General features: G+C 65.9%; 10 protein-coding genes. 9 read left to right on the top strand and 1 reads right to left on the bottom strand.

The features are described 5' to 3' along the window. Positions 1–132: 132 nt before the first annotated feature. From plsX to FV217_RS06475, 9 genes are all read left to right on the top strand, one after another. A complete protein-coding gene (plsX, locus tag FV217_RS06515) occupies positions 133–1167 on the top strand; it encodes a phosphate acyltransferase PlsX (protein ID WP_147816188.1) in 1035 nt (344 codons plus the stop codon). Positions 1168–1195: 28 nt separating this feature from the next. Next, positions 1196–2173, top strand: coding sequence for a beta-ketoacyl-ACP synthase III (locus FV217_RS06510; RefSeq protein WP_147816186.1), 978 nt, complete (start codon positions 1196–1198; stop codon positions 2171–2173). Between the two features lie 130 nt (positions 2174–2303). Beyond that, complete coding sequence (locus FV217_RS06505; protein WP_147816184.1) at positions 2304–2624, top strand: integration host factor subunit alpha; 321 nt, start codon at positions 2304–2306, stop codon at positions 2622–2624. A 56-nt stretch (positions 2625–2680) separates the two neighbouring features. Further along, entirely contained in the window at positions 2681–3172 is a 492-nt protein-coding gene (locus FV217_RS06500; protein ID WP_147816182.1) for a MerR family transcriptional regulator, read from the top strand. Between the two features lie 59 nt (positions 3173–3231). Beyond that, a complete protein-coding gene (locus tag FV217_RS06495; RefSeq protein ID WP_147816180.1) occupies positions 3232–3651 on the top strand; it encodes a hypothetical protein in 420 nt (139 codons plus the stop codon). A 132-nt stretch (positions 3652–3783) separates the two neighbouring features. Beyond that, positions 3784–4266 carry a 4-aminobutyrate aminotransferase gene (locus FV217_RS06490; RefSeq protein WP_238230339.1) on the top strand — a complete coding sequence of 161 codons (483 nt, stop codon included), beginning with the start codon at positions 3784–3786 and terminating at the stop codon, positions 4264–4266. A 258-nt stretch (positions 4267–4524) separates the two neighbouring features. Further along, entirely contained in the window at positions 4525–6477 is a 1953-nt protein-coding gene (locus tag FV217_RS06485; protein WP_147816178.1) for a PrkA family serine protein kinase, read from the top strand. A gap of 101 nt (positions 6478–6578) precedes the next feature. Continuing rightward, complete coding sequence (locus FV217_RS06480) at positions 6579–7880, top strand: YeaH/YhbH family protein (RefSeq protein ID WP_147816177.1); 1302 nt, start codon at positions 6579–6581, stop codon at positions 7878–7880. Between the two features lie 202 nt (positions 7881–8082). Further along, entirely contained in the window at positions 8083–9642 is a 1560-nt protein-coding gene (locus tag FV217_RS06475; protein WP_147816175.1) for a SpoVR family protein, read from the top strand. Between the two features lie 164 nt (positions 9643–9806). On the opposite strand, the gene FV217_RS06470 is transcribed toward FV217_RS06475, so the two are convergent. Beyond that, positions 9807–12227: DUF2339 domain-containing protein (locus FV217_RS06470; RefSeq protein ID WP_147816173.1), on the bottom strand; the 2421-nt coding region annotated here is incomplete at its 5' end.

Below are 12227 nucleotides of genomic sequence, written 5' to 3'. Positions count from 1 at the left end.
GAATTCGTTTGCCCCTCGGGCTCCGATCGCTATTTTGCGCCGCGCCCGGCGGACGTCTCGCCGCCGCCAAAGTTTTGCCCGATCGCCCTCTCGCGAGGGACCCCTCCGCGACAGGCGATGATCACGGAACCGATGTCCAACAGCGTTTGCATCTCGCTCGACGCCATGGGCGGCGATCACGGACCCTCGACCGTGGTGCCCGGTGCGGCCATCGCCCGCGAGCGTCATCCCGGCATGACCTTCCTGATCTTCGGCGACGAGGCGATCGTTCGCCCCCTCGTCGAGGCGGAGCCGCGCCTCAAGGGCGCCGTCGAAATCCGCCACACCACGATGTCCATTTCGATGGACGAGAAGCCGAGCCAGGCAGTGCGCACCGGCCGCGGCAAGTCGTCCATGTGGAAGGCGATCCAGGCGGTGAAGGACGGCGAGGCCCAGGCTGCTGTCTCGGCCGGCAATACCGGCGCCCTCATGGCGATGTCGAAGATCTGCCTCAAGACCATGGCCGGCATCGAGCGTCCCGCCATCGCCTGTCTGTGGCCGACCGTGCGCGGCGAGAGCGTCGTGCTCGACGTCGGCGCCACCATCGGCACGGACGCAGAGCATCTCGTCGAGATGGCCGTGATGGGCTCGGCCATGGCGCGCATCGTGCTCGACATCGAGAAGCCCACGGTCGGCCTTCTCAATGTCGGCACCGAGGAGATGAAAGGGAACGAGGCGGTAAAGGAGGCGGCGCGCCTTCTGCGCGAGACCGAGCTCTCCAACTTCTCCTATTTCGGCTTCGTAGAGGGGACGGATCTCGGCAAGGGCACCACCGACGTCGTGGTCACCGAGGGTTTCACAGGGAACATCGCCCTGAAGACCGCCGAGGGAACGGCCAAGCAGATCGGGACGTATCTGAAGTCGGCGATGAGCCGGACCCTGTCGGCCAAGATCGGTTACTTCTTCGCCCGCGCCGCCTTCGGGGCCTTGCGTGAGAAGATGAATCCGAGCCGGGCCAATGGCGGGGTGTTCCTCGGGCTGGAGGGCATCGTCATCAAGAGCCACGGTTCCGAGAATGCGCAGGGCTTCGCTGCGGCTGTCGATCTCGCCTACGACATGGCCCGCCACGACCTGATGCGCACGACCCGCGAGATGCTGGAGCACACGCCAGCGGTGGCGCCGGTATGATTGGCTCAGAGCAGGAAGGACGAGCCCGATGACGACGCTACGCTCCGTGGTGGTCGGCTGCGGCTCCCACCTGCCCGCAACCGTCGTGACCAATGCCGATCTCTCCGAGCGGATGGAGACGTCGGATGAGTGGATCGTCCAGCGCACCGGGATCCGTCAGCGCTACATCGCGACGCCGGAGGAGACCACCTCGGTGCTTGGCGCCCGTGCGGCGCGCGCGGCGCTCGACGACGCCGGCTTCTCCGGAGCCGATATTGACCTCGTGATCTGTGCGACCTCGACACCGGACAACACCTTCCCCTCGACCGCGACGCAGATCCAGGCGGCACTCGGCATCGAATCCGGCTTCGCCTTCGATCAGCAGGCGGTTTGCGCCGGCTTCGTCTATGCCGTCGCCACCGCCGACAGCCTGCTCCGGACCGGTGCCGCCAAGCGTGCGCTCGTGATCGGTGCCGAGACCTTTTCGCGAATCGTCGACTGGGAGGACCGCACCACCTGCGTCCTGTTCGGAGACGGCGCCGGCGCGATCGTGATGGAAGCCCGCGAGGGCGAAGGCACCAAGGCTGATCGCGGCGTGCTCGCCAGCCGCCTGCGCTCCGACGGTCGCCACCGGGCGAAACTCTACGTTGACGGCGGCCCCGGCTCGACCGGAACCGTCGGCAAACTGCGCATGGAGGGCAAGGAGGTCTTCCGCTTCGCGGTCGGCTCCGTCACCGACGTGATCGCCGATGCCTTCACATTGTCGGGAACGACGGCGGACGAGCTGGACTGGTTCGTACCGCACCAGGCCAACCGCCGCATCATCGAAGCTTCCGCCGACAAGCTCGGGATCGCCCGCGAGAAGGTGGTGCTGACGGTCGACCGGCACGGCAACACCTCGGCCGCCTCGATTCCGCTGGCGCTCGACGCCGCCTGCAAGGACGGTCGGATCCGCGAGGGGGATCTCGTGATGATCGAGGCGATCGGCGGCGGCTTCACTTGGGGTGCCGCGGTGATCCGCTGGTAGTCTCGGATCGGATGTCGCAGTCCATTCGTAGTCCATCCGAAAGGGTTGGTTGACCCGGCTTCCCCGGCAGATTAGCGTTCGCGATCATAAACATACGCCGCGAACGACGAATCGTCCGGAGGGGGAATTCATGACGGGAAAGACGGTCACACGCGCCGATTTGAGCGAGGCCGTCTACCAGCAGGTCGGTCTCTCTCGGTCCGAATCCGCGGCTCTGGTCGAGACCGTCCTCGCCGAGATCTGCAACACGTTGTCGGAAGGCGAGACGGTCAAGCTGTCCTCTTTCGGGTCGTTCCTGGTACGCTCGAAGGGCAAGCGGGTCGGCCGAAATCCAAAGACGGGCGTCGAGGTTGAGATCGAGCCCCGTCAGGTCATGGTGTTCAAGCCTTCGAACGTGCTCAAGGCGCGCATCAACGGCCTCAACGGAGGCATCGAAGAGGACGACGACTGATCCATTTCCGGCGGCGGCGTTTGAGATTTGGACACGGGTCGAAGTGAGGGGAGTCTATGGCGCTCGCGGTACTGGTCGCGTCTGAGCTCGATCACCTGCCCGATAGGGCCGAGAAACAGCCCGGTGCCTTTCGCACGATCAGCGAGGTTGCCGATGATGTCGGCACCCCTCAGCATGTCCTGCGCTTCTGGGAAAGCCGCTTCGCCCAGATCCGCCCACTCAAGCGCGCTGGCGGTCGGCGGTACTACCGTCCCGACGACGTCGACCTGCTCAAGGGTATCCAGCAGCTGCTGCACGGGCAGGGCTACACCATAAAGGGCGCACAGCGTGTCCTGAAGGAACACGGCGTTCGGTTCGTCCAGGCAATTGGCCGAGGCGAAGCCGAAGCAATGATTCCCCCGCTTCAGGAACGTGAAGCCGAGGTCGACCTCGCACCGATCGAGGTCACCTCTGACGCCGACGCATGTCTTTTGGAGGTGCTGAGCGATCTGCGTTCCTGCCGCCAAGCGCTTGTCGGGCTTCGGCCTGGGATTATCGGAGATCCTTGAGTCGCAGGACTACGATCGATCCGAGCGAACTTTGGCAGCCTCCTCGGCGTTGAGGCGCGATGGCCGAGCCCAATCGACCGAGATCCCCGACCCAGGAGCTGATCGCTCGCGTCCTGAGAATCGTGCGCGCCTCGCCGGACGCCGCCTCCGAGATGCTGGAGTTGATGTTTCTCGTCAGCCAGATCGAAGCGCTCACCTCGGTCGACCGGGAGTATCGTGACGCCCGCCGCGTCATCAGCCGCCTACGCAACCCGCTCTGGGACATGGGGCCGGCCGATCGCGAGAACCTGCTCAAGGCCGCCGAGACCATTCGGAAGGTTTGCAACCTCAAAGAGAAAGACATTCCCGTCACGCCGCTTGCCGACCTCGGCGAGCGTGAGCGGATCGAACGCCATCTCGTCGCGGTTCTCGGCAAAGAACTCGATGCCGTACAGATCGCCCGCGTGACCGGAGCCGTTGCCGCTGCACTGCAGCTTTAAGGCTCAGATCGGGGGATCCCGCTGGCGAAGCCTCGACGCCGCGACCCGGCGTCCCCACATCCGATCAGCCCCATAGGCCCACGCTTCAGCCCGGATAATCCCGGCGATACGGCAGGGTCCGGAGAACCGCCCATGACCGCCGTCCGTCCCTTTGCAGCACTGTTGGCCGCCAGCTTGACCTGTGCGGCGCCGGCCCATGCACAGACCGTGACGACCCGCAGCGAGACGGTCGCGTCCGGCAAGGTCGTGCGCCTCCTCGTGGCGCCGAACCTGAAGAAGGATTGCTCCGCCGGATCGATGCCGGAGATCAAGATCGCGGGCGCACCGAAGAACGGCCAGCTCAAGACGACGACCAAGAAACTCAAGACGCCGGCGAGCTATCGCTGCCCGGACAAGGAAGCCCAGGTGGCTGCGGTCTTCTACAAGAGCAAGGCCGATTTCACCGGGGCAGACCGGGTTCTGATCGAGGTCAAGACCGCCGAGGGCACGGTGGAGAAGCAGGATATCCGCATCACGGTCGAGGCCGCCAAGGCCGACGCCAAGCCGGACACGAAGAAGCCCGATGAGAAAAAGACGGAGGATAAGAAGGACGACAAGGATCTGTCCGACCTCTGAGACAAAGCCGCGTTCGATCCATTGACGCCGCCCTTATTGCATCGCAGCATAAGTCTTGGCGCCGGTCGTTGCGAGCCGAAGTCGGTCAAGCCCGTGAAGGGTTTGGCCGACCCCGAGATCTGCTGTAATCCTGCCATGGTGTGGCCCGTTTCACACGTTCCAACTGCGAGATCTGGGCGCTGCGACAAATCCGATAATGTCCGTTGCATCCAAGCCGGGACAGGATGAAGCTGTCCTGAGTTTGATGGGGGTGTCCGAATGCCGACGCACTCGACGAGCGACCTGTTCCAGAGCTTTGCCCGTGGATACGAGGCGCGACGGGACACGGAGATGTCTCTCTCCGAGTTCCTCGAAGCCTGCCGCGACGAACCATTGATGTATGCCAGCGCGGCCGAGCGAATTCTCGACGCGATCGGCAAGCCGGAGATGGTCGACACGGCGCGCGATGCGCGCCTCGGCCGGGTCTTCATGAACCGGACCATCCGGGTCTACCCGGCCTTCTCCGAATTCTACGGTATGGAGGAGACGATCGAGCGGATCGTCTCGTTCTTCCGCCACGCGGCCCAAGGCCTCGAAGAGCGCAAGCAGATCCTCTACCTGCTCGGCCCCGTCGGCGGCGGCAAGTCTTCGCTCGCCGAACGCCTCAAGGCGCTGATGGAGGTCCACCCCGTCTACGTGCTCAAGGCCGGCGACGAGGTCTCTCCGGTCTTCGAGAGCCCGCTCGGCCTTTTCGACCCGGACGTGATGGGCGCCGAAATCGAGGAGCGCTTCGGCATCCCTCGCCGCCGCCTCACCGGTCTGATGAGTCCCTGGGCGCTCAAGCGCCTCGACGAGTTCGACGGCGACATCTCGCGCTTCAAGGTCATCAAGGTCCGCCCGTCGCGGCTGCGCCAGATCGCGATCTCGAAGACCGAGCCGGGCGACGAGAACAACCAGGACATCTCCAGCCTCGTCGGCAAGGTCGACATCCGCCGGTTGGAAACACTCTCCCAGGCCGACCCGGATGCCTACTCGTATTCCGGTGGCCTCAACCGCGCGAACCAGGGCGTTCTCGAATTCGTCGAGATGTTCAAGGCGCCGATCAAGATGCTCCACCCCCTGCTGACCGCGACACAGGAGGGCAACTACGTCGGCACCGAGAATATCGGCGCGATCCCCTTCACCGGCATCATCCTCGCTCACTCGAACGAATCCGAGTGGCAGTCCTTCAAGGCCAACAAGAACAACGAAGCCTTCATCGACCGCATCTACGTGATCAAGGTCCCGTATTGCCTGCGTGTTATGGAAGAGCAGCGCATCTACGAGAAGCTGATCTCCCGCTCCGAACTGTCCGAGGCGTCCTGCGCCCCCGGCACATTCGAGATGCTGGCCCGGTTCTCGGTGCTGTCTCGGCTACGCGAGCACGCCAACTCGAACCTATTCTCCAAGATGCGGGTCTATGACGGCGAGTCCTTGCGCGAGGTCGATCCTCGTGCCCGCTCGATGCAGGAATACAAGGATACCGGCGGCGTCGACGAGGGCATGGACGGGATCTCGACCCGCTTCGCCTTCAAGGTGCTGGCTGCGACCTTCAACCACGACACCACCGAGGTCTCGGCCGATCCGGTGCACCTGATGTACGTGCTCGAACAGGCGATCAAGCGCGAGCAGATGCCGCCCGAGACCGAGAAGCGCTACATGGAGTTCATCAAGACCGAACTCGCGCCGCGCTACGCCGAATTCATCGGTCACGAGATCCAGAAGGCCTATCTCGAGAGCTACCACGATTACGGCCAGAACCTGTTCGATCGCTACATCGACTACGCCGATGCCTGGATCGAGGATCAGGATTTCAAGGATACCGAGACCGGCCAGCTCCTGAACCGCGAACTCCTGAACCAGGAGCTCACCAAGGTCGAGAAGCCGGCCGGCATCGCGAACCCGAAGGACTTCCGCAACGAGGTCGTGAAGTTCGCCCTGCGCTCACGCGCCCAGCACGGCGGCCACAACCCGTCTTGGACGAGTTACGAAAAACTGCGCGAGGTGATCGAGCGGCGCATGTTCTCCCAGGTCGAGGAGTTGCTGCCGGTGATCTCCTTCGGCTCCAAGAAGGACGGCGAGACCGAGAAGAAGCACGGCGAGTTCGTCGAGCGGATGACGGCTCGCGGCTACACGGAGCGTCAGGTCCGGCGGCTTGTGGAATGGTACATGCGGGTGAAGCAGGCGGGTTGAGGCGGCCACGCATTTTTCGCCGCCGTCGGCCGCACTTCCGTATCGTTGTCCGGGCATGTTGCCCGGCAACGGCTTGAGGACGAGGCGTTTAGCGAGACACGATGCATATCGTCGACCGTCGGCTCAATCCCGGAGGCAAGAGCCTTCCGAACCGTCAGCGCTTCCTGCGACGCGTCAAGGACATGGCACAGCGCGCGGTCCGGGAATCGGCGCGTGAGAAGGACATCAAGGATCTCGGTAAGGACGGCCGGATCTCGGTCCCGGCGGACGGGGTGCGCGAGCCCCGTTTCAGCCGTCAGTCCGGCACCGGCCTTCAGGACTACATCATTCCCGGCAACAAGACCTACGTCGAAGGCGACCGCATCGAGCGGCCGCCGGGCGGCGGCGGAGCCGGCGGTTCGGGCGAGGGCGGCGACGGCGGCGAGAACAGCGAGGACGCCTTCCATTTCGCGCTGACCCGCGACGAATTCCTCGAACTCTTCCTCGACGACCTCGAGCTGCCGGATCTCGCCAAGCGCCGTCTCTCCATTGTCGAGACGGAAGGCCTGCGCCGGGCCGGCTACACGGTGAGCGGCTCGCCCGCCAACCTCGCCCTGACGCGGACCTTGCGCAATTCGATGTCCCGCCGCATCGCGCTCAAGCGCCCGAAGCTCGAAGAATTTGCGCTGCTGGAGGCGCAGATCGCGGAGGTGAGCGAATTCGATCCGATTCTGCCGGAGCTTCACCTTAAACTGGAAGCCCTGCGCGAGCGCTCGAAGCGGATCCCGTATGTCGACCCGCTCGACCTGCGCTACCGCCGCTTCGAGCCCTATCCGCGGCCGATCGCGCAGGCGGTGATGTTCTGCCTGATGGACGTGTCCGGCTCGATGACCGAGCACATGAAGGACCTTGCCAAGCGGTTCTACATCCTGCTGCACATCTTTCTGACGCGCCGCTACAAACACGTCGAGATCGTCTTCATCCGCCACACCGACAAGGCGACGGAGGTCGACGAGGAAACGTTCTTCGGCTCCCGCGAGACCGGCGGCACGCTGGTCTCCTCGGCGCTCGTCGAGATGAAGCGCGTCGTCACCGAGCGCTACGATCCGAACGATTGGAACATCTACGCCGCGCAGGCCTCCGATGGCGACAATGTGTCGAGCGACGGCCCGACCTCGACCGAACTGCTGCGCGCGCACATCCTGCCGGCCTGCCAGCACTTCGCCTATCTCGAGGTCGGAGACGAGAACGGACCCCGCGCCGGCTTCGTCGAGCACCGAACGACGCTCTGGCGCACCTACGAGGTGCTGGCCAAGGCCGGCGAGCCGCTGGCCATGCGAAAGGTCAATCACCGCCGCGACATCTATCCGGTGTTTCGCGAGCTGTTCGGGCCGAAGGATGCGCGGGCGGAGGTGGAGGCTTGAGCGGGCGCCCCACTAATCAAGCGACCGGCTGGTGCGAAAAACCCTCCCGCCTATACGGGGGCGGGTGGCCTTCGCGTCATCGAGGGTCGGGAGAGGGGAGCGCCCTCTTCGGAAACGTCGCTCCCCTCTCCCGACCCGCTTCGCGGGCCACCCTCTCCCGCAAAGGGGAGAGGGGTTGGCGCGCGCTTAAATGGGAGGCTGCATGGCAAGCCTGACACTCGCACCGGCCGCGAAGACCCAGGAGCCGCTGTTCACCGGCAACGACTGGGACTTCGACACCATCCGCCGCATCCACGAGGCTTGCGAAGTCGAGGCGCGCGCTCTCGGACTGTCCTGGTATCCGAACCAGATCGAGATCATCACGGCCGAGCAGATGCTCGACGCGTATTCCTCGATCGGCATGCCGCTGTTCTACAAGCACTGGTCGTTCGGCAAGCATTTCGCCCAGCAGGAGGCGAGCTATCGGCGCGGCCACATGGGGCTGGCCTACGAGATCGTCATCAACTCCGACCCGTGCATCTCCTACGTGATGGAGGAGAACTCGGCGACGATGCAGACGCTCGTCATCGCGCACGCCGCCTTCGGCCATAACCACTTCTTCAAGAACAACTATCTGTTCCGGCAGTGGACCGATGCCGAAGGCATCCTCGATTATCTCGACTTCGCCAAGGCCTACATTTCCCGCTGCGAGGAGCGATACGGCCAGCAAGCGGTAGAGCAAGTGCTCGACGCGGCTCATGCCCTGATGAGCCAGGGGGTTCATCGCTATCCTCGTAAGAAGCGGCCGGATCTCGCCTCGGAGCAGCGCCGCGAGCGCGAACGGCAAGAGCATGGCGAGCAGATCTTCAACGACCTCTGGCGGACGCTTCCCGCCAAGACCGGCGCCGCCAAGGGCGACCCGGCCCTCGATCGCCGCCGCGCCCTGCTGGAGCTCCCCCAGGAGAACATCCTCTACTTCCTGGAGAAGGTCGCGCCGCGCCTGCGCCCGTGGCAGCGCGAACTCCTGCGCATCGTCCGGCTGGTGGCACAGTATTTCTACCCGCAACGCCAGACCAAGGTGATGAACGAGGGCTGCGCCACCTACGTGCACTACCGCATCATGAACGCGCTTTCCGAGAAGGGCCTGATCGACGAGGCTGCCTATCTCGAATTCCTCACCTCGCACACCAACGTAATCCGCCAGCCGAACTTCGACGACCGCAGCTTCGGCGGTCACAACCCCTATGCGCTGGGCTTCGCGATGATGCAGGACATCGCCCGCATCGTGGAGCAGCCCACCGAGGAGGACCGCGCCTGGTTCCCCCAGATCGCCGGCATCGGCGACCCGATGGCCGTGCTACGCGATTGTTGGGAGAACTATCGCGACGAGAGTTTCATCGCGCAGTTTCTCAGCCCGAAACTCATGCGGGACATGCGCCTGTTCCACGTCGTCGACGATCCCGACGAGACCGAGCTGCGCGTCGAGGCGATCCACGACGAGCGCGGCTACCGCAAGATGCGCCGTTCCTTCGCCCGGCAATACGACGTGGCCTGGCTCGATCCGGACATCGAGGTGGTCGATGTCGATCTCGAAGGCGACCGCCGCCTCATCGTCCACCACAAGGCGCTGAACCGCATCACCCTGCAGAAAGAAGACGCCAAGCGCGTGCTGCAGCACCTCGCCGATCTGTGGGGCTACGACGCCGTGCTGAAGGAGGTCGATCCGGCGACCGGCACGGTGCTCGTCGAGCACAACGCAAGCGCCCGGCCGATCTTTTTCTGAGTTACCCGGTACGTGCTGCCGGCGGCGGGAGAATCTCCACCGTCGTTCCGGGGCGCACCGCAGGTGAGAACCTGGAACCTATGACGGGGCACGACGCCCTGTTTAAGCCGCGCATCGCGAATGGACTCCGGGTGCTGCTTCGCGGCCCCGGAATGACGGCAGCATCACGTCGTTCGCGTCGGCGCGAACACGAAGCGCTGGTACACAAGCCCGATCCCGATCAGCACCGCGCCGAGCCCGAGGAACGACAGCGCTCGCAGCGGCCCGTCGAGTCCGGCGAGATCGAACAGGAACACCTTGAGCGTTGCGAGCGCGACCAGCGCCGCAGAGGCGAGACGTGCCGTCAGGGAGTGTCGCAGCAGCCCGTAACCGAGCAGGGCGAGTCCCAGGGCGAGCCAGCCGGCGGAGTAGGCATACCACTCGGCTTGGCTCGTCTCGCGATCGAGGCCCATCTGAGCGCCCTGGAAGCCGTGGCGGATCGTCAGCGTGAGCGCCAGGAAGCCGAGGATCATCCCGACGCCGCCGGCCGCCAGCACGTACCAGCGCGGCCGCGTCGCCTGCGCCGTTCGGGCCAGCGCGAAGGCGACGAGTGCCGGAAGGCCGTAGGCGATGACGATCTCGTTGAAGAGTACACCGCCGCCGACGGCCTCGTCGGTGAGCAAGGGGTTCACCGCGAACCCGAGGCCGAGTAGGCTTTGAGCGAAGGCGATCACCCCAAAGCCTAGGCTGGCGATCCGGATCACCGGCGAACGGTGGACGCCATCGAGCCTCACCAGCACCGCTGCGAGGCCGAGCGCCGAGAGCGCCATCAGGCCTTGCTCCAGCACGCCGCTATCCTCAGCGAAGATGTCGCCGCCGTGGAGCGCGTGCCGGATCTCGAAGAACACCAGGAAGGCAGCAAGCAGCAGGCTCAGGGCCTCGGCGATCAGGGGAGGGGCATCCGGCTTGGTGCCGGGCAGGCGGATCAGCCGCGAGGCGAGGCCGAAGGCGAGGGCCGGAACGCCGTAGCCAACGAGCAGCCAGTTCAGGATCGGCGTGCGCCCGAGCTCGCCGCCGACCACCATCGGATCCCAGGCGAGGCGGCCCGCCACGGCAATTCCGAGGCCTGCGACGCACCAGCGAAGCGCAGGGATATCGAGCCGGCGCGCGATCGCGCCGCTGCCGAGCGCAGCCAGCGCCATCGCCACGGTCAGCGACCCGCCCGAGGCCGCGAAGACGAGGCCGAGCGCCAGGGCCGCCACAGCGGCCGAGGCGAAGGCGCCGAGACCGATCGTGAGCGCGTCCGACGGCGTTCGATCGCCCTGCGCACGGAGCACGGCGGCGAGCCCGGTCATCGCCAAGGCCAGCACCCCTGCGGCCACCGCGAAGGACGGCGAGACAGAGGCCTGCGCGAGACGCAGATAGGTGAAGGACAAAGCGGCCAACGGCGTCAGGGTGGCGCCGGCCGCGTAGGCGAGCGCCGTAGCGGACGGCAGCCGGCCGCCGCCGATCAGCCTGAGGGCTCCCATCGCCGTGACGCCGGCTGCCGAGACGCTGACGACCGCCAGCAGGATGCCCGGCTCGGTCGTATCGAGCCGGATCAGGAGGCTGTCCCAATGCAGGCCCGGTTCGGGCGGCCACAGCACGATGATGCCGCTCAAGGCCAATCCCGCGACGACCAATCCCGCCGCCACGGGCATAGCGAGGAACCCTGCAGCGGACGGAATTATGATGGCTGCGAGCGCACTTAGGATCCAGACGGCCCCGTAGCCGGCCTGAGCGGTGAGCCCCAGCACGGCGACCAGCAAGACCATGGCCGTGAGCAGGACGGCGGTCGCCGCGCGGTCGAGGCGCGCGTTCTCGGCTGGCGTAAGGCGATGGGGCAGGGCGAAGGTGAGGCTCGCGAGCGCGGCCTGCAGAACGCCGTGCACGAGCGCTGCCGCAGAGGCCGAGGCGTCGATGGCGGAGAGGCCGAGCAGGAGTGCCCAGGCGCCGGCACCGATCCCGGCCGCGATGGCGAGCACTCGCCAGCCCTTGAGCCATGCGAAGCCGTAGGCGCTCGCCGCCACCACGGGCAGGTAGAGGGTCAGCGGCCAAGTGCTGCCACCGCCCTCGCCGACGAGAAGCGGTGTGGCCAGCGCGCCGACGAGACCAAACCCGGCGAGTGACGGGCCGTGCAGCAGAGCAAGCACCATGGCAGCAAGGCCCGTCGCCCCAAGCGCGACGAAGGCGAGCTCTGGGCCGATGAAGCCGTAGAGCCCGTAGGCCGCGTAGACCGCGCCGAAAAGCGCCACGGTGCCGGCAGCCGTCACCATCGCCGGGATGTCCGGCCAAGCCGGCGGAACGGGCAGGCTTCCCCGCAGCCGGCGCCGCAGGGCCTCGCCGGCAGCGAGCAGTCCCAGAGCCAGGGCGAAGCCGGAGGCCATGCGCAGACCCGGCCCGAAATAGCCGGCCTCCACCGAGTAGCGCACCAGCAGGGCCGCACCGAAGATGAGGGCGACGCCGCCGACCCAGACCGTCCAGCGGGTGCCGAAACGCTCTTCGAAGGAGGCCCGCGGCGGCGCGGGATCGGGACGAGGCGCCGGGACCGCCGGCACTGTGGGCGC

The organism is Methylobacterium sp. WL9, from assembly GCF_008040035.1.
Classification (GTDB): domain Bacteria; phylum Pseudomonadota; class Alphaproteobacteria; order Rhizobiales; family Beijerinckiaceae; genus Methylobacterium; species Methylobacterium thuringiense.
The sequence above is the reverse complement of the archived record's forward strand: the minus strand, read 5'-3'. Positions and strand labels throughout refer to the sequence as shown.